Below are 20,672 nucleotides of genomic sequence, written 5' to 3' on the forward strand. Positions count from 1 at the left end.
ATATGAAACAGAGACTTGTGGTGATCGGCGCGGGCATGGCCTCGGGCAGGATGCTGGAGCAGATCTTTGACGCGGGCGGCGATTTTGATGTCACCCTGTTCAACGCCGAACCGCGCGGCAACTACAACCGGCTGATGCTGTCGCCGGTGTTGTCGGGCGAAAAGACCTATGAGCAGATCGTCACCCATGACGCGGCATGGTACGAAAGCCACGGCGTCGACTGCCGCTTTGGCGAGTCGGTGGTCAAGATCGACCGGGAAAACCGGGTGGTCTATTCGGCTGAAGGTGGAGTCCCCTACGACGCGCTGGTCATCGCCACGGGCTCGGCCCCGTTCATCATCCCGGTGCCGGGGAAAGACCTGAAAGGCGTCTGCACCTACCGCGACCTGGAAGACACCAACGCGATGATCGCGGCCAGCCGTCCGGGTGCCAAGGCCGTGGTGATCGGCGGCGGCCTTCTGGGGCTGGAAGCCGCGGCGGGCATGGCGGCGCGCGGGGCAGAGGTCACAGTGATCCACCTGATGGGCCATCTGATGGAACGTCAACTGGACCCGGCGGCTGGGTATCTCTTGCAGAAGGACCTGGAGGCGCGGGGCATCCGTGTCCATTGCAAGGGCGCGACCAAGGCGATCCTTGGCAAGGATCACGTCGAGGCGGTGCTGCTGGAGGACGGGACGGTCTACGACGCCGACCTCGTCTGCATGGCCGTCGGCATCCGGCCCGAAGTGCGCCTTGCCAATGACGCGCATCTGGAGGTCGGGCGTGGCATCACGGTGGACGAGCAGCTGCGCACGTCTGACCCGGCGATCTTCGCGCTGGGCGAATGTGTCGAACATGACAAGCAGCTCTTCGGCCTCGTCGCCCCCCTCTACGATCAGGCCAAGGTCCTGGCCGCGACCCTTTTGGGGCAAGAGACTGCGTTCAAGCCGGTGCAGACCGCGACCAAGCTGAAGGTCACCGGCGTCGACCTGTTCAGCGCGGGCGACTTTGCCGAAGGCCCGGGGCGCGAGGACATCGTGTTCCGCGATCCGGGGCGCGGGGTCTACAAGCGGCTGATCCTGGAAGGCGAGCATCTGATCGGCGCTGTCATGTACGGCGACACCGCCGACGGGTCGTGGTTCTTTGACCTGATCAAGCAGAAGAAGGATGTGTCTGACATCCGCGACACGCTGATCTTCGGCCCTGCCTTTGCCGGGGGGGCATCCGCAAACCCTTTGGCAGCCGTTGCAGCCTTGCCGCCTGAGGCGGAAATCTGTGGCTGCAACGGCGTCTGCAAGGGCAAGATCGTCAATGCCATCGAGGGCGGGGCTGTGACGCTGGATCTGGTGCGGGCGCAGACCAAGGCCAGTGCCTCGTGCGGCACCTGCACCGGGCTGGTGGAGCAGGTCATGGCGCTGACTCTGGGCGACGGGTTCACTGCCAATGCCAATCCGCCGATGTGCAAATGCACCGACCACACGCATGAGGACGTGCGGCGGCTGATCAAGTCGCAGGGGTTGAAGTCGATCCCCGCGGTGATGCAGGAGCTGGGCTGGAAGACGGTGGGCGGCTGCGCCTCGTGCCGTCCCGCGCTGAACTATTACCTGCTGTCCGACTGGCCCTTGGAGTACCGCGACGACCGCCAGTCGCGGTTCGTCAACGAACGCAACCACGCCAACATCCAGAAGGACGGGACCTATTCGGTCGTACCCCGGATGTGGGGGGGTGTCACGACCGCCGCCGAACTGCGGGCGATTGCCGATGCGGCGGACCGCTATGCGGTGCCGATGATCAAGGTCACCGGGGGGCAGCGGATCGACCTGCTGGGCGTGCGGAAAGAGGACCTTCCGGCGATCTGGTCCGACTTCAACGCAGTGGGGATGGTGTCGGGTCATGCCTATGCCAAGGGTCTGCGGACAGTGAAGACCTGCGTGGGATCGGAGTTCTGCCGCTTTGGCACGCAGGATTCGACGGGGCTGGGCATCCAGCTGGAGAAGCTTCTGTGGGGCTCATGGACTCCGGCCAAGGTGAAGCTGGGGGTGTCGGGCTGTCCGAGGAACTGCGCCGAGGCGACCTGCAAGGACATCGGGGTGGTCTGTGTGGACAGCGGCTATGAGATCAGCGTGGCGGGGGCGGCGGGCATGGACGTGAAGGAGACCGAGTTCCTGCGCAAGGCCTCGACCGAGGCCGAGGTGCTGGAAGTGGTGGCGGCGTTCACTCAACTGTACCGTGAGAACGCGCGCTACCTGCACCGGATCTACAAATGGGTGGCGAAGGTCGGGCTGGATTGGTGCCAGGAGCAGGTCGCTGACCCGGTGACGCGGCGCGCCTTGTACGACCGCTTCATACTCAGCCAGTCCGTCTACCAGACCGACCCCTGGGCCGAACATGCCGCCACCCCGGCGGATTGGGCTCCGATTGCAGACCTGACCTTGAGGGCCGCCGAATGAGCCACTTCATCGACATCGCAGCCCTCGACGACATCCCCCGCCAAGGCGCGCGGGTGGTGAAAACCCAAGGTGGCTGTATCGCGGTCTTTCGCACCGCCGATGATCAGGTTTTTGCCATCGACGACCGCTGCCCCCACAAAGGCGGCCCGCTGTCCGAGGGGATCGTGCATGGCACCTCCGTCACCTGCCCTTTGCATGCAGCGGTGTTTGATCTCACGACCGGGCAAGGCACGGACGACTGGCAGGTGAAAACCCATGCAGTGCGGGTGGAAGGCGGGCGGGTATTGCTGGACGCGGCTTTCCTTGCCCGGCGGTCGGCTGCATGACCGCTGCCGTCCGCACCACCTGTCCCTATTGCGGTGTCGGCTGCGGAGTGCTGGCCTCGCGGGATGCTGCGGGCCGGGTGCACATTGCGGGCGATCCGGACCATCCGGCGAACCGGGGGCGGCTGTGTGTGAAGGGTGCGGCGCTGGGGGAGACACTGGGGAATGATGGTCGTTTGCTTGCGCCTCGGGTCGGGGGGCGTGAGGTCAGTTGGGACCGCGCGCTAGACCTGATCGCCGCGCGGTTTTCGGAAACCATCGCGGCGCATGGGCCGGACTCCGTGGCGCTCTATGTATCGGGTCAGCTGCTGACCGAGGACTACTACGTCGCCAACAAACTGATGAAGGGCTTCATCGGCAGCGCGAATATCGACACCAATTCAAGGCTCTGCATGGCGTCCAGCGTGGCGGGGCATCGGCGGGCCTTTGGGTCGGACACGGTGCCGGGTCAGTATGAGGACCTGGAAGAGGCCGACCTTGTGGTGCTGGTCGGCAGCAACCTCGCCTGGTGCCATCCGGTCCTGCACCAGCGCCTTCTGGCGGCAAAGGCGGCGCGGGGGACGAAGATAGTCGTCATCGACCCGCGCCGGACCGCGACCTGCGAAGGGGCGGACCTGCATCTGGCGCTGGCCCCGGGGGCGGATGGGCATCTGTTCAACCTTCTTCTGTGCCACCTGTTCGACCATGGCCGCTTCAGCGCGGAGTTCCTGCCGCGCCTGACCGGGGCCGATGCCGCTGTCGCCGCTGCCCGGACCAGCCGAGCCGAAGACACCGGGCTATCCCCCGCCGATCTGGACCGTTTCCTGGAGCTCTGGGCCGGGACCCAGAAGGTCGTCACCGTCTATTCCCAGGGCATCAACCAGTCCGACACCGGCACCGACAAGGTCAACGCGATCCTCAACTGCCATCTGGCGACCGGTCGGATCGGGCGGCCGGGGATGGGGCCGTTCTCGGTCACCGGCCAGCCCAACGCGATGGGCGGGCGCGAGGTTGGCGGTCTGGTCAACATGCTCGCCTGCCATCTGGAGCTGGAGAACCCCGGCCATCGCGCGGCTGTGCAGGGCTTCTGGGCCTCGCCTCGGATGGCCGACAGGCCGGGCCTCAAGGCGGTCGACATGTTCCGCGCGGTGGAAGAGGGGCGGATCAAGGCGCTGTGGATATTGCACACGAACCCTGCCGTCACCATGCCCGAAGCGGACCGAGTGGCCCGTGCCATCGCCGCCTGCGACTTCGTGGCGGCCAGCGACATCTGGCCCGACACCGATACGGCGCGGCTGGCGCATGTCCTGCTCCCGGCCACTGGCTGGGGCGAAAAAGACGGCACCGTCACCAATTCCGAACGGATGATAAGCCGCCAGCGCGCCTTCCTGCCAGCGCCGGGGCTGGCGCGGCCCGACTGGTGGCAACTGGCACAGGTCGCGCAGCGGATGGGGTTCCAGGGGTTCGACTGGGCGGGGCCAGGTGAGATTTTTGACGAGTATGCGCGGCTCTCTGCCGTTGCCGCCGAGCAGGGCAGCGATTTCGACATTTCTGGGCTTGCGGGGGCGGAGTATGACACGCTTCCGCCAGTGACCTGGCCGCACGGGCGCAGCACGCGGCGCCGGTTCTTCGGGGATGGCCGCTTTCACACCCCGGATGGAAGGGGCCGGATGATCCCAATCTCGGCCCGCCTGCCCGCCCACGCGACCGAGGCCCATCCCTTCCGCCTGAACACCGGCCGCATCCGCGACCAGTGGCACACGATGACCCGCACCGGCCTTGCCCCCCGGCTGTCGCAGCACCTTGCCGAACCCTATCTGGAACTCCATCCCAAGGACGCCCAGCGCCTGGGCCTTGCCTCCGCAACCCTGGCCGAGGTGGAAAGCCCGCAGGGTCGCGCCATCCTGCGGGTTCTGGTGAGCGACCGTGTTGCCCCCGGCCATCCCTTCGCGCCGATGCATTGGACCGGGCAGACCGCGCCCACCGGCCGGATCGACGCGCTGGTGCCGGGGCTGTGCGATCCGGTCTCGGGCCAGCCCGCCAGCAAGTCCGCCGCCGTGGCAATTCGCCCCTTTCCCGCGCGCTGGTACGGTTTTGCCGTGGCGCGGGAGGATCTGACCCCGGACTGCGACTATTGGGCCAAGGGTCGGGTTGCGGGCGGCCTGCAGGTGGAACTCGCCGGGTCCAGCCTGCCCGAGGATTGGTCCGCCTGGGCCAGCGCCCTGTTCGGCGGCACCGCCCCCGCGATGGCACTGTCCGACCCTGCGCGCGGCGTCCACCGCTTTGCCTTCACCGAGGGCGGCCAGCTGACCGGGGCGCTGTTCGTCTCGCCCGACCCGGTGCGACTGTCCCGCGGCCACCTGGCCGATCTGCTGGGCCGTGGCGCGGCGGATGCTCTGGCGGGTAGGCCCGGAGCCGACCGTCCCGACCCCGGCCCGACCGTCTGCGCCTGCCTGAACGTCGGGTTGAACACCATCCTGGACGCAATCCACAACCGTGGCATCCTGAGCGTAGAGGCCCTCGGCACTGCTCTTGGCGCAGGGGCCAACTGCGGGTCCTGCCGCCCGGAGCTGGCGGCGCTGTTGCAGGGACAGGGGCGGAGAGAGGCGGCGGAGTAGGCGGCGACCAACTCGCTTGGGATGCTCGTCGATGACCTCGTCTCTCCTCGCCGGGGTCAACCGACGAGGAGACGAAGTCGAACGAGAAGGCGTCAGCCGTGCTTGACCATCACATGGCGGACCACAGTGTAGTCCTCCAGCGCATAGGCGCTCATGTCTTTGCCGTAGCCGCTCTGCTTCAACCCGCCGTGCGGCATTTCGTTGGTCAGCATGAAGTGCGTGTTGATCCAGGTGCAGCCGTACCGCAGTCGCGCCGCCGTCGCCATTGCCCGGCCCACGTCGCGGGTCCAGACCGATGAGGCAAGGCCGTAGTCGCTGTCGTTGGCCCAGCTGACCGCCTCGTCCACATCCGTGAACGGGGTGACGGAGACAACCGGCCCGAAGACCTCGCGGCGGACGATTTCGTCGTCCTGCTTGGCCCCGGCGACGACGGTGGGCTTGTAGTAGAAGCCCTGGTCCATCGCCTCGCCGCCCGTCGTCACCTGCACATGGTTCAGCTCCCGCGCGCGGTTGACGAAGCTGGCGACCCGGTCGCGCTGGCGCTGGCTGATCAGGGGGCCGATTTCGTTGGCGGTGTCGTCCTCGGCGGCCAAGGTGATCGAGGCAGCGGCGGAGGTCAGGTCCGCGACGAGGTTGTCGTAGATCTTCTTTCCGGCATAGACCCGACAGGCGGCGGTGCAGTCCTGACCGGCGTTGTAGAAGGAAAACGCGCGCAGGCCTTCGACGACTTCCGAGATGTCGGCATCGTCGAACACGATCACCGGGGCCTTGCCGCCAAGTTCGAGGTGCGTCCGCTTTACCGTCTTTGCGGCGGCATCCAGCATCTTCTTGCCGGTCGCGACATCCCCGGTCAGCGAGATCATGTCGACCTGCGGGTGGTTGATTAGGTAGCTGCCGACCGTCTGGCCGCGGCCCGCGATGACGTTTACCACGCCTTCGGGCAGGACATCGGCCAGGATATGCGCCAGTTTCAGCGCGGTCAGCGGGGTCTGCTCACTGGGCTTGAACACCACGGTGTTCCCGCCCCCGATGGCGGGGCCAAGCTTCCAGGCCATCATCATCAGGGGATAGTTCCACGGCGCGATGGAGGCGACGACGCCCACAGGATCGCGGCGGATCATGCTGGTGTGGCCGGAGAGGTATTCGCCTGCGACAGTGCCGGTCATGCAGCGGACGGCGCCCGCGAAGTAGCGGAAGCAGTCGACGATGGCGGGGATTTCGTCGTTCCTTGCGGCGTTGATCGGCTTGCCGCAATTCAGGGCTTCCAGCCGTGCAAAAGCGTCGGCTTCGGCTTCGATCCGGTCCGCAATGGTCAGAAGCGCAGCCGAACGTTCGGCGGGGGTGGTGCGGGACCAGCCCTCGAACGCCTTGCGGGCGGCGGCGACGGCGCGGTCGACCTGGGCGGTGGAGGCCTCGGGGACCTCAAGGATCAGCCCGCCGGTGCGGGGGTTCAGGATGGCTTCCTTCGTTTCCTGGCCGGCCTCGAAGGCGGACCCGATAAGAAGTGCGGTGTCGATGCTGGAAAGTGTGTCCATGGGGGTCTCCCTATTTGCCCATGCCGGCGGTCTCGGACCCGCCGCGGGTGAGGTAGTAGGCTGCGAGAATGGGAAGTAACGTGGCCGCGAAGACGACGATGGCGACGACGTTGGTGACGGGGCGCTGACGCGGACGGATCAACTCGTCAAGCATCCAGATCGGAAGGGTCTTCGACTCAGTGCCCGAGCCTGCGGTGAAGATGGTGACGATGACCTCGTCGAAGCTGAGCGCAAAGGCGAGCATTCCCCCGGCGAGAAGGGCGGAGCCCATGTTGGGCAGCAGGACGTGGCGGAAGGTCTGGAAAGCGTTGGCGCCAAGGTCGGCCGACGCCTCCATGATCCCGCCGGACAGGCGGCGCAGGCGGGCGACGGCGTTGTTGTAGACGATGACAATGCAGAAGGTCGCGTGGCCCAGGACGATGGTCCAGACGCTGAAGGGAATGTCCATGACCCCGAAGGCGGACCGCAGCGCCATGCCGGTGATCACTCCGGGCAGGGCGATGGGCAGCAGGATCAAGAGGCTGATCTGGTCGCGCCCGAAAAACGCCGTGCGGGTCATCGCGGCGGCGACAAGCGTACCGAGGACCAAAGCGATTGCGGTGGCGATGGTGGCGACCTTCAGCGACAGCCACAGGGGCGGCCAGATGTCGGGCCGGTCGTTCCAGGCGACGCCGAACCATTGGGTCGTCAGGCCGGGGGGCGGGAACTGAAAGCTGCGTTCCTCGGTCGTGAAGGCGTAGAGGAAGATCAAAAGGATCGGCAGATGGAGGAACAGAAGGCCTCCGATCGCTGCAGCGCGAAGAGAGAGGGGCGAGCGGTCAGAGAGCATCGAAAGCCCCCATGCGGCGCGCGATGGCGAGGTAGATCAGCATGATGAGGATCGGCACCACGGCAAAGGCGGCGGCCAACGGGATGTTCCCGGCGGTCCCTTGCAATTGGTAGACGGCCATGCCGATGAAATTGGCCGAATTGCCGATGATTTGCGGGATGATGTAGTCGCCCAGGGTCAGCGAGAAGGTGAAGATCGACCCCGCGATCACCCCCGGCAGGGCCAATGGCAGGATGACGGTGCGGAACGTCTGTCCCCTGCTGGCACCAAGGTCGGCCGATGCCTCGAGCATCGAGTTCGGCACCCTTTCCAGCGAGGCCTGCATCGGCAGGATCATATAGGGCAGCCAGATGTAGACGAAGACCATGAATGTCCCGAGGGGCGAGGTGGACAGCGATGACCCTTCCATCCCGGGGATCGACAGCAGCCCGTCGATGATCCAGGAGGTATGCGTCTGCTCAGCCGCCCAGCCGATGATGCCCTCTTTCGCAAGGATCAGCTTCCAGGCGTAGACCTTGACCAGGTAGCTGGACCACAGGGGCAGCATGACGCCAAGGTAGAAGGCGGCCTTCCAGTGCCCCTTGGCATAGCGGGCGGCATAATAGGCGATGGGGAAGGCCAGCGCCGCGCAGGCCAGGGTCACGGCGGCAGCCATCAGGACCGTGCGCAGCAGGATGTCGAAGTTCGACGGGCGCAAGAGCTCGGCATAGGTCTTGAGGGTGAACTCTTCCTTCACCACCCCGGAGAATTCGTCGATCGAGTAGAACGACTGCAGAAGAAGCGCTGCAAGAGAGCCGAGGTAGACGACGCCCAGCCACAGGAGCGGCGGCGTGAGGAGAATAGCCAGAAGCACCCGTGGGTGCCGCCAGAACAGGGCGGTCAGCCGGTCGGCAGGGCCCTTGGCGGGCAGTATCGCGGGCGACGAGCTCACTTCGTCCCCATCAGGTGAAGGGCCGAAGGCTCAAACGCAAAGGCGGTGGTCGTGCCTTCCGCCGGAACCGGCTGGCCCGCCGGGACAAGGGCGGCGATCTCGGTTCCGTGCGCGTCGATCACCACGCGGGTGCCCGAACCGAGGTAGCGCAGCGCCTTGACCGGTCCGCTGACCGGGCCAGTGGCCGAAAGGCGGGTAGCCTCGGGGCGGAGAGACGCCCATTCCGCCGGGCCGCCGAGGGCGCGGGTCAGATCGGGGGGGAGGACATTCGACGATCCGACGAAATCCGCCACGAAGCGGGTTGCCGGGCGGTCGTAGATGTCTTGCGGGGTGCCGATCTGGGCGATCTTTCCCTCGTTGAACACCGCCAGACTGTCGGCCATCGACAGCGCCTCGTGCTGGTCGTGGGTGACGAAGACGAAGGTCAGGCCAAGACGCTTTTGCAAGGCCTTCAGCTCGTCCTGCATCGCCTCGCGCAGTTTCAGGTCCAGCGCGCCGAGGGGCTCGTCCAGCAGCAGCACGCGGGGTTCGTTCACCAGAGCGCGGGCAAGGGCGACCCGCTGGCGCTGCCCGCCAGAGAGTTGCGCAGGCTTGCGGTCCCCGTAGGCGTCCAGTTTGACCAGCGCCAGCATCTCTTCCGCTTTCGCATGGCGCTGGGCGCGGCCCATGCCCTTGACCATCAACCCGTAGGCCACATTGTCGCGCACGTTCATGTGCGGGAACAGCGCGTAGTCCTGAAAGACGGTGTTCACGTTGCGCAGGTGTGGCGGGGTGTTCGAGACATCCTCGCCGAAGATCCGGATCGTGCCGCCCGTTGGCTTTTCAAACCCCGAGATCAGCCGCAGACAGGTGGTCTTGCCCGAGCCGGACGGCCCGAGCATGGCGAAGAACGAGCCCTCGGCGATGGTCAGGTCGACGCCATCGACGGCTTTCACCGGGCCGAAATGGCGGGACACGGATAGGAATTCGACGGCAGCGGTCATGACACATCCGTAGGGTGGGGTTTCACCCCACCGTTTGCGCAGAAGGTGGGGTCGAACCCCACCATAGAAAGGAAGATGCCCCCGCCGCGAAGCGGGGGCCTTTTACGGGCGATTACCGCCCGCCGATCACGCCGATGTAGTCGGACACCCAGCGGTAGTAGGGCACACAAGCTCCTTCGCCCTGGCTGCAGTTCGACACCGGCGTGGTCCAGAACCGGATCTTCTCGAAATCGTCCAGCCCGTTCGCCGTGCAGCTTTCCGCCGTGGCCATCCCGCGGCCATCGGTGCAGGCTGCCGGGACCGACGGGTTCGCGCCGAACCAGACCGACAGGTCAGCCTGCAGGTTCGAGGCCAGCGAATGTTCCATCCACAGGTAGGCGCAGTTCGGGTTTGCCGCATCGACATGCATCATCGTCGTGTCGGCCCAGCCGGTGGCACCCTCCTGCGGGATCGTGGACGCGATCGGCAGGCCTTCAGCTTTCAGCAGGTTCACCTGGAACGGCCAGGACCCCGAGGCGACGACACCTTCGTTCTTGAAGTCATCCATCTGGATGAACGCGTCGTGCCAGTAGCGGCTGGTCAGCTCACGCTGCTGGCGCAGAAGGTCCAGCGCGGCCTTGTACTGGTCTTCGTTCAGCTCGTAGGGCGAGGTGATGCCCAGCTCCGGCTTGTGGAACATCAGGTACTGCGCCGCATCGGCGACGTGGATCGGGCCGTCATAGGCCTGCACCCGGCCCTTGTTCGACTGACCGTCGGGCAGGGTCATTTCCTCGAACACCACGTTCCATGAGGTCGGCGGTTCCTTGAAAACCTCCGTGTTGTACATCAGCACGTTCGGCCCCCACATGTAGGGCACGCCGTAGTGCACACCGTCGACCGTGTGCCAGGGGGCATCCTTCAGACGGTCATCGACCGTGGACCAGGACGGGATCAGGTCGATGTTGATCGGCTGGACCCGGTCGCCAGCGACCAGACGCAGGCTGGCGTCGCCCGACGCAGTGACAAGGTCGAAGCCGCCTTCGTTCATCAGGGCGACCATTTCATCCGAGGTGTTCGCTGTTTTGACGTTGACCTTGCAGCCCGAGGCGGCCTCGAACTTGGTGACCCAGTCAAAGGCCTTGTCCGTCTCGCCGCGCTCGATATAGCCCGGCCAGGCGACGATGTTCACCTGTCCCTCGGGCGCACCGATTTCGGTGACCTGGGCCAGGACCGGGGACAGTCCGGTCATAAGCGCAAGGGTCGTTGTTCCCATCAGTCTGAGGTGTTTCATGTCAGGCTCCCGTTGGTGTGTCTCTTGCATGCGCAGAGAGTCCGTTCTCGCGGACTTGAAAAAACCGTAAGTCGCCACGAAACTTTCACAATAACAAAAAACTGAAGCCAGATATCGGCATTACCGATGTGTGGTTCCGAGTCGGGATTGTTTCGAGATTTCTTGCTTGTGCGGGCTGGAACGCTGCTTAGTTACTTGGAAGATCCTGTAGAATGTGGATGGCCAGCATGTTGATGATCGCGCCCGCGCCGGTGATCGAAACCGGCAACAGGCTGCGTCTGGACGTAAAGTTCGTCGAAGGCATGCGTGTCCAGCAGGCTCTTTGGTCAACCCGCATCACCGTCGCCCTGCGGCGCGGTGCGCCAGCGATCCCGTTCGGGCGCGACTATGACCGAAGCGAGTTGCCGTTCGACCTGGTTCTTCTCGACCCCGACGAAGAACTGACCGCCCGGCATATGGAGGGGTTCGACCTGATTTATGCGGGCGGGGACGACTTCCGCTGCCTCGGCCTGACGGATCACCTGAAGCCCGGCCAGAAGATCGTCTATGTCATCGAATACACATTCGAAACCCGGATGCAGATCCTTGGCCTGGACCGCAGTCGCGGGATGCTCGGGCGGCTGAAGGGTGGGCTTTGGCTGCGGCAGCAGGAAAAGCGGCGCGAACGGGCGTTCCGGGCGGCTGTTGCCCTGCAAGCAAACGGCTATCCGGCCTATGACACTTATGCGCCGATGTGCCCGGACACGCTGCTATATCTTGACGGGCGCATGACGCCCGAGCTTTTCGCGACCGAAGCCGAAATGACCGCGCGTGAGGCATGGCGTGCCGCTGACGGGCCGTTGCGGCTGATCTTCTCGGGCCGGCTGGAGCCGATGAAGGGCGCGCAGGACCTGCTGCCGGTGGCGCGGCGGCTGATCGAGCGGGGCGTGGACTTCACCCTGGACGTCTTCGGCACCGGTGCGTTGCAGGGCGAGATCGCGGCAGGCATCCAGCGGCTGAAGGAGCCGGGCCGCGTCCGGCTGCACGGAGCCATCGACTTTGAAACCGAACTGGTCCCTTTCACCCGCACTCAGGCGGACATCTTCGTCGGTTGTCACCGGCAGTCCGACCCGTCCTGCACCTATATCGAGGCGATGGGCTGCGGGGTGGCAGTTGTCAGCTATGACAACCGGATGTGGGAACGACTGAACGGTGAAGCCAAGGCCGGCTGGGGCACCCCGCTGGGCGATCCGAAGGCACTGGCGGACCGCATCGCCGATCTGGCGCGCGATCCGGCGGCCATCATTGCAGCCAGCCGCAATGCGCTGGTTTTTTCGCGCGCCCATGGCTTCTTGCCGGAATTCCAACGCCGGATGGAGCATCTTGCCCGAATCGCGGGCCGACCATTACCGTCGAAGGGGCTGGCTGCGTCTGGGTAGGTCGGTTTCGGACGCCGGACGCCTGTCAGTGTCGCCCTTGCGGGAGGACTGAGTGATGCGCGTTATGCTTGTCCTCCTGATGCTGGCAGCGGGCGCGGCCCGGGCCGAGGATTGCAAGGAACCAACGGTCGAAAACAAAGTGCCGAAGGGGCTGGTTGCCTTTGCGGAATGTGTCAACAAGCGGCTGGCAGGGCTTGAGAAGGAAAAAGCCCAGCTGCAGGACCGGATCGACAGTCTGGAAAAGCTGATCTCCGGCCTTCCGGGCGAGATGACCGACACTAACGGCCGGGTCACGCGATCGGGCAGTGGCGCCTTGGTGCGGGCTGTCATTTCACTTGATGCGCGGTCACGGCAGGCAGCGATGGAAAAACGCATAGACCAGAAGGCGCTGGAACAGTTGTGTAGCGAAGGCTGCAACGTCACACTTTCCCTCACGGCCGTCGGCCTGCGGGAAGGCGATCCGACACCGATCTTCGCCACCGGGCCATGCGGTTTTCTGTACAAGGCGAAAAGTGGGGGCTGGACGCTGGGCCAGGGCTGCGGCACGCCGGTCTCTGGGGTCGACGGCGATGGAACGCTGTCGGATGTGCCGGGCGGCGACACCATCGTGACGGTGGGACAGGCCTGCCTCTTTGCCGACAGCGGCCCGCGACGCAATGTCGATCCCGAAGACCAGCCCCTGTCCCCCGACCGCGACAAGGGCCTGTTCCTGATTGCAGATCCGGCGCTTTGGACCGGCACCGAGCAACGCTTTCGCTGCGATCTCCGGATCACCAAGTAGCCTTACCCCGGCCGCACCACCGCGGTGCTTTGCGCCGACCGGATGAAGTTCGACGCCGGCACGGTCAGTGGCGCCCCTTTGCGCCAGGCCAGACCCACCTGCACCGACGGCAGATCGCCCGAGACATCCCGGATCTCGATCCGGTCGCCTTCAAGGCTCCAGGGCCGGTAGACGAGGCTGGGCAGGATCGCTAGCCCCGCGCCGGTCGCCACCAGCGACCGCACCGCCTCGACGCTGCGGGTCCGGAAGGCGATCTGCGGCTTCACCGGCAGGGCCGCGGTCAGGCGGCGGGTGGATTCCTCGATCTCGTCCACCATCAGCTGGATCATCGGCGACCCTGCAAGTTCTTCCAGCGCAATGCTTTCCTGCTGCGCGAGCGGATGGCCAAGGGGAAGCCACAGCCGGTAAGGCGATACCAGCAGGGTTTCCACGTTGAGCGCCATCCGGTCGTGGACCGATGAGGTCAGCAGGACCGCCACGTCCAGCTCTCCACCGATCAGCAGATGCTGCAGATAGTCGCCGCTGTCCTCGATCACGGTCAATTCGACCTGGGGATAGGCGCGGCGATAGCGTTGCAGGATGTCCGACAGCACATATCCCGCGACAAGGCTGGTCACCCCCAGCGACAGGCGGCCCTTTGCGGTTTCGGCCTCGGTCTGGAACGTGGTGCGCGCCGTGGCCACATCGGCCAGGATCTGCCGGGCATGGCGCAGGAAGGCTGACCCCTTGTGCGTCAGCATGATGCCCCGCGCCTGCCGGTCGAACAGGACCACGCCCAGATCGTCCTCCAGCCCGCGAATCGCCTCGGTCACCGAGGACTGGCTGATCGACAGGGCCCGCGCGGCCCCCGACACCGACCCGGCCTCGGCGGCGCCGACGAAGAATTGAAGCTGGCGCAGAGTGAATGCCATCGGAAACCACGATAGGATCAAGGATACTATCTGACCGATAGATGGATACATGGCAAGGGTTGCGGTGTCCTTCCCGCTGTGGCTTTGTGGCGAAAAACGAAACGGAGGCGGGGATGTTCTGGGTATTGTTGGCAGTTGTGCTGGGTGGCGTGGCCATTGCCTTGCAGGCGCCGGTCAATGCTGCGCTGGCGCGCGAACTCGGCGGCCCGGTCCCTGCTGCAGCCGTGTCCTTTGGCGTGGGGTTCGTCGTCCTTTTCGTGATCGCGATGGCACAAGGGCAGGGTGCGACCTTCCTGAAACTGCCGCAGGTCCCGGCATGGACGCTGATCGGCGGCTGCTTCGGTGCCTGGTATGTCCTGAGCGCAGTCTGGGGCGTTTCGCAGCTTGGCGTGCTGACAATGGTCGCGGCGCTGATCCTAGGCCAGATGACCGCGGCGATGGTGATCGACGCGACCGGCGCGCTTGGCGTCACCGCGCGCGAGATCACGCCGACCCGGATCGCCGCTGCCGGGCTGGTGATGGCCGGGCTGATTCTGTCGTGGGCCTAGGCGGCCAGCCAGCGCCCCTCCGCCTCGACCCTCCACGGCGCGGCAATCGGCGGCGGCGGCGCACCGTCTTGCCAGAAGCACAGCCGCAGGTGCTCGACAGCCTCACCCTCGGCGACGAGCGTCCAGTCCATGTGGAACCCGTCGATCAACAGTCCCTCGGCGTAGAACACGATCTCTTCGGCCTCCAGCGCCTCGGACGGAGAGGAGTCCCAGCCGTCCACCCCGCCCCAGAACACCAGGGCCTCAACGTCGCGATGCTTGCGGATGATCTTCGCCAGCGGGGCAAGGAAGGCCTCGACCGGGGTCATTTCCTTCGCCATCAGCGCAACTCGGCCGCCAGCGCCGGTGCGGCGGCGGCCACCAGTGCCTCATAGGCGGCAAGCTTCTCGGGCGTGAAATGACCGGCTTCGGCCAGGATGTTCACGGTTCCCAGCACCCGGTCCCCATCCACTACCGGCACGTTGATGCAGGAGCCAAGGCCAAGGGAGACGATCAGCGCGTGATCGAAGAAATACTTGGCGAATTCCGGCGGGGTATTCGCGACAAAGGTCCGCCGTCCGGCAATGGTGGTGTCGTACCAGCCATCCTTTTCCATCGGCTTGGTCCCCGACACCGGGTATTCCTTCGGATGCGAGGTGAAGACCCGCGCGAACAGCGCCTTCTCCTCCTCCAGCCTGGTCACGGTGAACAGCCGGGTGCCCAACGCGGCGCAGCGGGCGTGAAGGTCGGTGATTGCGGTCAAGGCCCGGCTCCGGAATTGCGCCTGATCAAGGCGGGTGAAATGCGTGCGGGTATTCTCGGTTCAAGTCAGGCAGTGTCAATGCGGGGGACGTCTTGCAATACGAAGTCAGCGCACGGCGGGTAGATGCGACGGGGAGTCTGGCCACCAGCCACGGCGCCGAGGTTTCGTTGGCGACCGACCTGGAAGGCCGCAAGGACGCGCTGAACCCGGTGGAGCTTTTGCTCTCGGCGCTGGCCGCCTGCATGATCAAGGGGGCGGAGCGGGTGCTGCCGACGCTGAAGTTCCAGCTGAACGGGATGCGCGTGGCCTTGCAGGCCGACCGGCAGGATGCGCCGCCAAAGCTGACGGCGATTCGGTATGAGATTACGGTCGACACGCCCGAAAGCGATGCGCGGCTTGACCTTCTGCATCGCAACATCCTGAAATACGGGACAATCTCGAACACTCTATCCGCCGCCGTCCCCTTGACCGGGACCATCCGCCGGGCGTGAGGCGCCGATTTCTTCGAAGAAATCGGGGCCTAGCGCCGGGTCATCGCGATGCGGATCAGCGCGCGTTCCATAACGGCCATACCGGGTGCCTTGCTGGTAGAGCGCAGCATCAGGTCGGTCTCGACCAGCACCGCCACGGCAGATTCCAGCGCGCGGGTGCCCCATTGTCCGGCCTGCCGACCCATCGCGTCCTTCTGCTTGAAGTTCACGCGGGCCTTCTGGATGCCGACACCCGGCCCCTGCGGGTCGGTTGCGGCGGCGTGCAGGATGCGGAAATGCCGCAGCGCGCCGATGCAGATGGTGACCGGCAGCACGCCCTGACCCTCCAGCCGCCGGAACAAGGGGCCAATGGCGGCGCTGCGGGCCTCGGCCACGGCGTCGATCAGGTCGTCGACCTCGGCCTCGATCGTCGCCGGGGCCATGGCGGCAACGTCGGCGGGGGTCAGGGGCGTGGGGTCGCCCCACTTGTACAGCGCGATCTTCTCCAGCGTCTGGCGGAAGTCACCGGGGTCAAGTGCCCGCGCGAGGGTGTTCAGATCGTTCATCGCTTCGCGGTCAATGTCGCGCAGACCCGCCTTCCTCAGCGCCTCCTCGATCTCTTCCCGGCTGGGCGGATCGTCGTAAAGCCCGATGCTGACCGCATTCGGGTGCTTTTCGAACAGCGTCTTCAGCGCGGATTTGCCGGTCAGACCCCCTGCCGTGATGACGATCACCGCATCGCCCGGTTTCCATTCCTTCAGCGCGGTGGCGATGGTGTCAGAGAGACCGTCCGTCGCATCCTCGACAAAGGCCACGCGCGGGCCGGGGAAGAAGCCCACGGCCTTGATTGCATCCAGGAGGAGGCTTGCGTCCTTGCGCAGATCACCCCCGGACATCCGGGTCAGGCGCATTTCGGCCTCGCCCTCCGGCCCGACCAGCGCGGCAATGGCGTCCTGCCGTTTCAGCGCCACCCGCATGGCATCGGCCCCGAAGATCAGCAGCCCGGCGCGGCCTGGATCGGGCTTTGCGCAATACCGGGCGGCCTCGACCCCCTTCAGGATCATGGCAGGCTGGCGGAAGCGGCGATCAGCCGAGCAACGATCTGGTCAGCCAGGATGCGCATCAGCCGGTAAGCGGCGTCTTCCTCGGCGGCAAGCCCGGCAACGGTGGACCCGGTGGCGGAATAGGCGGTGAAGCTTTGGACTCGTCCGCCGGTCACCCGGGTGCCCGACGTGCGGTCGGTCAGAGCATAATCGACGACGCCTTTCACATTGTAGCGCGTGATCTTGTTGTCGGCGGTGATGCCGACGCCCACGGTTTCCGTGGTGATGGTATAGGCGAGATCGTACTTCGGGTTCTCCGGGCGGCCGAGCCGTTCTTCCAGCCGTTCGACCAGGTCAAAGCCGTTCTTGTCGGACGGGTCCTGGACATAGACGGTTTCCAGAAGGGCCGTCGCCGGGCCGTTCGGTGCCAGTGCCGGGGTAAAGCCGCAGGCGGCAAGGGCCAGCGGGGCAAGGACGACGAACCGACGGCTCACCGCCCGTTCCTGGGCAGGGAAGCGATCGGTGATGCGGTCTTTTCGATCAGACGACGACATTGATGATGCGGCCCGGCACGACGATGATCTTCTTCACCGGCTGACCGGCAAGGAACCTGACCACATCCTCATCCGCCAGCGCCAGCTTTTCAACCTCTGCCGCGGGCATATCCTTCGGCACGCTGATTTCCGCCCGGCGCTTGCCGTTGATCTGGATCGGCAGGATCACGGTGTCATCGACCAGCAAAGCCGGGTCCGCTTTGGGCCAGGCGGCTTGCGCGCACAGGCCCGCACCACCTTGCAGCACCCAGATTTCCTCGGACAGATGCGGTGTCATCGGCGACATCAGCCGGGCCAGCGTCCGGATCGCCTCGCGCATCACCGGCGTCGAGGCATTTGCCTTCGCGATGGTGTTGGTGAACCCATACAGAGCGGCGATGGCCTTGTTGAAGGCAAAGCCCTCGATTCCCTTCGTGACTTCGTCGATCGCCTTGGCCGTGGCCTTTACTAGTGCTGCGTCCCCTTCGCCCTGATGGTCGGCGGGCATCTGGCTAATGCGGTCGCACAGGCCCCAGACCCGGGAAAGGTGCTTGAACGCGGCCTCGGCCCCGGCGGAGGTCCATTCCACGTCGCGTTCGGGGGGGGAATCCGACATCACGAACCAGCGCGCGGTGTCCGCGCCGAACTGGGCGATGATGTTCATCGGGTCGACGACATTCTTCTTCGATTTCGACATCTTGGCCGAGGGGATGACCTCGACCAGAATTCCCTCGTCGCTCAGGGCGCGGATGAAGGCGTCGACGTCGTCGATCATGTCCACCGGCGGCGGCACATCGCCCAGCACGACGATCCGGCGGTCAGCCACGGTGAAGACGGTCACGTCCTCGGGCAGGTGATAGACCGGGCGGCCCTGCGCGTCGGTGGTCTTGTAGATTTCGTGCGTCACCATCCCTTGGGTGAACAGCGCGTTGAACGGCTCGATGGCCTTCTGCGGCAGATGCCCCGTCTTCTGCATCGCCCGGGCAAAGAACCGGGAATACAGCAGGTGCAGGATCGCATGCTCGATCCCGCCGATGTACTGGTCGACGTTCATCCAGTAATCGGCATCTTCCAGCACCGTGGGAGTCGTCGCGCGGGGCGCGGTAAAGCGGGCGTAGTACCAGGACGAATCGACGAAGGTGTCCATCGTGTCCGTCTCGCGCCGGGCCTTCGCGCCGCATTTCGGGCATGTGCAGTCGCGCCAGGTCGGGTGACGGTCCAAGGGGTTGCCGGGGACGTCAAAGCTGACGTCATAAGGCAGCTCGATGGGCAGGTTCTTCTTGTCTTCCGGCACCACGCCGCAGGTCGCACAGTGGATCACCGGGATCGGGCAGCCCCAATAGCGCTGGCGGGAGACCCCCCAGTCGCGCAGGCGGAACTTGGTCACGCCCTTGCCATAGCCCTGCGTTTCGGCATGGGCGATGGCCGTGGCAACGCCCTCTTCGCCGGTCTGCACCTTCTCCCCGGCAAAGCCGCGAATGTAGTGGACCTTTTCCGACTTCATGGGCACGAAGGCCTCGGCCAGCGCGGCATCGGAGCCATCGGCAGTGAACACCGGCTTGATCGGCAGGCGATACTTGGTCGCAAAGTCGAAGTCGCGCTGGTCGTGCGCCGGGCAGCCGAAAATCGCGCCGGTGCCATAGTCCATCAGGATGAAGTTGGCGATCCAGACTGGCAGTTCCCAAGCCGGATCAAGCGGATGCTTCACTCGGATGCCGGTGTCGTAACCGATCTTCTCGGCCGTCTCGATCTCCTCGGCGCTGGTGCCGCCCTTGCGGCAGAGCGCCACGAACTCGGCCACATTCGGATCGGACTCCAAAGCCTTGGCCAGCGGATGGTCCGGGCTGATCGCGGCAAATGACGCGCCCATCAGCGTGTCGGGGCGGGTCGTATAGACCTCCAGCTTTTCAAAGCCTTCCGGCGCGCCGACCGTTTCAAACGCAAACTGCAACCCGCGCGACTTTCCAATCCAGTTCGCCTGCATCAGGCGCACCTTCTCGGGCCAGTTGGTCAGCCCGTCCAGGGCCGACAGCAACTCCTCGGAGTAATCCGAGATCTTGAAGAACCACTGCGTGAGTTCCCGCCGTTCCACGGCAGCGCCCGACCGCCAGCCCTTGCCGTCGATCACCTGCTCGTTCGCCAGAACCGTCATGTCGACCGGGTCCCAGTTCACCACGGCGGCCTTCCGGTAGACCAGCCCGGCCTCCATCATGTCGATGAACATCGCCTGCTGCTGGCCGTAATATTCCGGGTCGCAGGTCGCAAGCTCGCGCGACCAGTCGATGGACAGGCCCAGCGGCTTCATCTGGGCCTTCATGTCCGCGATGTTGCCGTAGGTCCAGTCCTTCGGATGGCCCCCCCGCTCCATCGCCGCGTTCTCGGCCGGCATCCCGAAGGCGTCCCAGCCCATCGGATGCAGCACCGAATAGCCCTGCGCCGCCTTGGTCCGCGCCACGACGTCGCCCATCGTGTAGTTGCGCACATGCCCCATGTGGATGCGGCCCGAGGGATAGGGAAACATCTCAAGCACATAGTACTTGGGCTTCAACGGGTCGCGCTTCGCCGTGAACGTCCCCGCCGCCTCCCAGGCAGCTTGCCATTTGGGTTCAATCACCGAAGGGTCATAGCGGGACATCAGGGGCCTCGTGCGGATTTCCGCGCGGAATTACACATTTAAGCCGGGAAAGGTCCACCCCTTCCCGGCTTGCGATTGACTGGAAAAGGGACCGGGTGCCCTTAAAGCTTGCTGTCGCGGATGCGAAGCTGCCGGGCGCGGGTCAGGATCGCGTCCTCGATGGCCCGCACGGTTTCCGGCGCGACCGAACTGCCGCCCTGGCCCTGCACCGCAACCTTCAGGCTGCGGGCATCCAGCGCCGGGTCCTGCACATAGATCGTCGCGCGATAGGCCCGACCGCCCCCCGGAGGCCGACCATAGCCGGTCACGATGACGCCGGTGAACGGGTCGACCGATTCGATGGGCAGGAAGTTCAGCACTTCCAGGCTGGCCTGCCAGATGTACTTGTTGACCTCGACCGTGGTGTTCGGGTTGTCGGACGCCGAGAACAGGTCCCAGATCGTCGACCCCTTCTCCTCGCGGTCGGGGTTCGCCGCCGCGTTGGCCGCGCGCTGGGCATCGGCACGTTCCTTGCGGGTCATCTGGTCTTCGGTCGGGATGGAACCGCGCTTGCCGAACAGGTTGCCGCTGCCAATTCCGCCGCCACAGGCAGAGAGCGTGAAGGCGAGCCCTGTTACCAGCGCCGCTTTGCTGAGTTGATGCAAGATCATCCGGCCATCCTTCGTACCCTTGCCTGCTGTCTAGCCGAGCCTCC

Annotated in this window: 19 protein-coding genes; 7 read left to right on the forward strand and 12 right to left on the reverse strand. The window is 65.4% G+C overall.

The annotated features are described in order from the left end of the window. Positions 1–2: 2 nt before the first annotated feature. The 3 genes from nirB to E8M84_RS02625 are packed head-to-tail and all read left to right on the forward strand — an operon-like array spanning position 3 to position 5,349. On the forward strand, positions 3–2,429 hold the full coding sequence (gene nirB, locus E8M84_RS02615; RefSeq protein ID WP_137109614.1) for a nitrite reductase large subunit NirB: 2,427 nt from the start codon (positions 3–5) through the stop codon (positions 2,427–2,429). Then, positions 2,426–2,755: a nitrite reductase small subunit NirD gene (gene nirD / locus E8M84_RS02620; RefSeq protein WP_137109615.1), complete on the forward strand. Its 330-nt coding sequence runs from the start codon at positions 2,426–2,428 to the stop codon at positions 2,753–2,755. The genes nirB and nirD overlap by 4 nt, the downstream gene beginning before the upstream one ends. Then, positions 2,752–5,349 (forward strand): nitrate reductase, encoded by a 2,598-nt coding sequence (locus tag E8M84_RS02625; RefSeq protein ID WP_137109616.1) that lies wholly within the window; start codon positions 2,752–2,754, stop codon positions 5,347–5,349. Before nirD ends, E8M84_RS02625 begins: the two co-directional genes overlap by 4 nt. A 92-nt stretch (positions 5,350–5,441) precedes the next feature. On the opposite strand, the gene E8M84_RS02630 is transcribed toward E8M84_RS02625, so the two are convergent. The 5 genes from E8M84_RS02630 to E8M84_RS02650 all read right to left on the reverse strand — a co-directional run bounded on the left by E8M84_RS02630 (position 5,442) and on the right by E8M84_RS02650 (position 10,897). Next, positions 5,442–6,866 (reverse strand): gamma-aminobutyraldehyde dehydrogenase, encoded by a 1,425-nt coding sequence (locus tag E8M84_RS02630; protein ID WP_137110808.1) that lies wholly within the window; start codon positions 6,864–6,866, stop codon positions 5,442–5,444. A gap of 28 nt (positions 6,867–6,894) precedes the next feature. Next, the gene (locus E8M84_RS02635; protein ID WP_137109617.1) at positions 6,895–7,713 is read right to left on the reverse strand and encodes an ABC transporter permease; all 819 of its coding nucleotides are present in this window, start codon (positions 7,711–7,713) and stop codon (positions 6,895–6,897) included. Further along, positions 7,703–8,644: an ABC transporter permease gene (locus tag E8M84_RS02640; protein WP_137109618.1), complete on the reverse strand. Its 942-nt coding sequence runs from the start codon at positions 8,642–8,644 to the stop codon at positions 7,703–7,705. Before E8M84_RS02640 ends, E8M84_RS02635 begins: the two co-directional genes overlap by 11 nt. After that, positions 8,641–9,627 carry an ABC transporter ATP-binding protein gene (locus tag E8M84_RS02645; RefSeq protein ID WP_137109619.1) on the reverse strand — a complete coding sequence of 329 codons (987 nt, stop codon included), beginning with the start codon at positions 9,625–9,627 and terminating at the stop codon, positions 8,641–8,643. The genes E8M84_RS02640 and E8M84_RS02645 overlap by 4 nt, the downstream gene beginning before the upstream one ends. A gap of 112 nt (positions 9,628–9,739) precedes the next feature. Further along, positions 9,740–10,897: an ABC transporter substrate-binding protein gene (locus E8M84_RS02650; protein ID WP_137109620.1), complete on the reverse strand. Its 1,158-nt coding sequence runs from the start codon at positions 10,895–10,897 to the stop codon at positions 9,740–9,742. A 227-nt stretch (positions 10,898–11,124) separates the two neighbouring features. On the opposite strand from E8M84_RS02650, the gene E8M84_RS02655 reads away from it, so the two are divergent. Next, positions 11,125–12,315, forward strand: coding sequence for a glycosyltransferase (locus E8M84_RS02655; RefSeq protein ID WP_170971827.1), 1,191 nt, complete (start codon positions 11,125–11,127; stop codon positions 12,313–12,315). A gap of 55 nt (positions 12,316–12,370) precedes the next feature. After that, complete coding sequence (locus E8M84_RS02660) at positions 12,371–13,096, forward strand: hypothetical protein (RefSeq protein ID WP_137109622.1); 726 nt, start codon at positions 12,371–12,373, stop codon at positions 13,094–13,096. Between the two features lie 2 nt (positions 13,097–13,098). On the opposite strand, the gene E8M84_RS02665 is transcribed toward E8M84_RS02660, so the two are convergent. Beyond that, positions 13,099–14,007 carry a LysR family transcriptional regulator gene (locus E8M84_RS02665; protein WP_137109623.1) on the reverse strand — a complete coding sequence of 303 codons (909 nt, stop codon included), beginning with the start codon at positions 14,005–14,007 and terminating at the stop codon, positions 13,099–13,101. Between the two features lie 113 nt (positions 14,008–14,120). On the opposite strand from E8M84_RS02665, the gene E8M84_RS02670 reads away from it, so the two are divergent. Next, on the forward strand, positions 14,121–14,555 hold the full coding sequence (locus tag E8M84_RS02670; protein ID WP_137109624.1) for a DMT family transporter: 435 nt from the start codon (positions 14,121–14,123) through the stop codon (positions 14,553–14,555). Here the strand turns inward: E8M84_RS02670 and E8M84_RS02675 are convergent. Then, entirely contained in the window at positions 14,552–14,875 is a 324-nt protein-coding gene (locus tag E8M84_RS02675) for a hypothetical protein (protein ID WP_137109625.1), read from the reverse strand. The genes E8M84_RS02670 and E8M84_RS02675 overlap by 4 nt on opposite strands. Beyond that, positions 14,875–15,297, reverse strand: a complete 423-nt coding sequence (locus E8M84_RS02680; protein ID WP_137109626.1) for a GAF domain-containing protein — start codon at positions 15,295–15,297, stop codon at positions 14,875–14,877. Before E8M84_RS02680 ends, E8M84_RS02675 begins: the two co-directional genes overlap by 1 nt. 92 nt (positions 15,298–15,389) lie before the next feature. Here E8M84_RS02680 and E8M84_RS02685 point away from each other — a divergent pair, with 92 nt between their 5' ends. After that, a complete protein-coding gene (locus tag E8M84_RS02685; protein WP_137109627.1) occupies positions 15,390–15,788 on the forward strand; it encodes an OsmC family protein in 399 nt (132 codons plus the stop codon). Between the two features lie 29 nt (positions 15,789–15,817). Here E8M84_RS02685 and holA read toward each other — a convergent pair whose 3' ends face one another. The 4 genes from holA to E8M84_RS02705 form a co-directional block, all read right to left on the reverse strand. Beyond that, positions 15,818–16,831: a DNA polymerase III subunit delta gene (gene holA, locus E8M84_RS02690; RefSeq protein WP_137109628.1), complete on the reverse strand. Its 1,014-nt coding sequence runs from the start codon at positions 16,829–16,831 to the stop codon at positions 15,818–15,820. Beyond that, on the reverse strand, positions 16,828–17,304 hold the full coding sequence (gene lptE, locus E8M84_RS02695; RefSeq protein ID WP_240790268.1) for an LPS assembly lipoprotein LptE: 477 nt from the start codon (positions 17,302–17,304) through the stop codon (positions 16,828–16,830). The genes holA and lptE overlap by 4 nt, the downstream gene beginning before the upstream one ends. A gap of 46 nt (positions 17,305–17,350) precedes the next feature. Further along, positions 17,351–19,978, reverse strand: a complete 2,628-nt coding sequence (gene leuS, locus E8M84_RS02700) for a leucine--tRNA ligase (protein ID WP_137109630.1) — start codon at positions 19,976–19,978, stop codon at positions 17,351–17,353. A 101-nt stretch (positions 19,979–20,079) separates the two neighbouring features. After that, positions 20,080–20,628: a DUF3576 domain-containing protein gene (locus tag E8M84_RS02705; RefSeq protein WP_137109631.1), complete on the reverse strand. Its 549-nt coding sequence runs from the start codon at positions 20,626–20,628 to the stop codon at positions 20,080–20,082. Positions 20,629–20,672: the final 44 nt, after the last annotated feature.

The sequence above is a fragment of the Rhodobacter sp. SY28-1 genome (assembly GCF_005222785.1).
In the GTDB taxonomy this organism is placed as follows: Bacteria; Pseudomonadota; Alphaproteobacteria; order Rhodobacterales; family Rhodobacteraceae; genus Tabrizicola.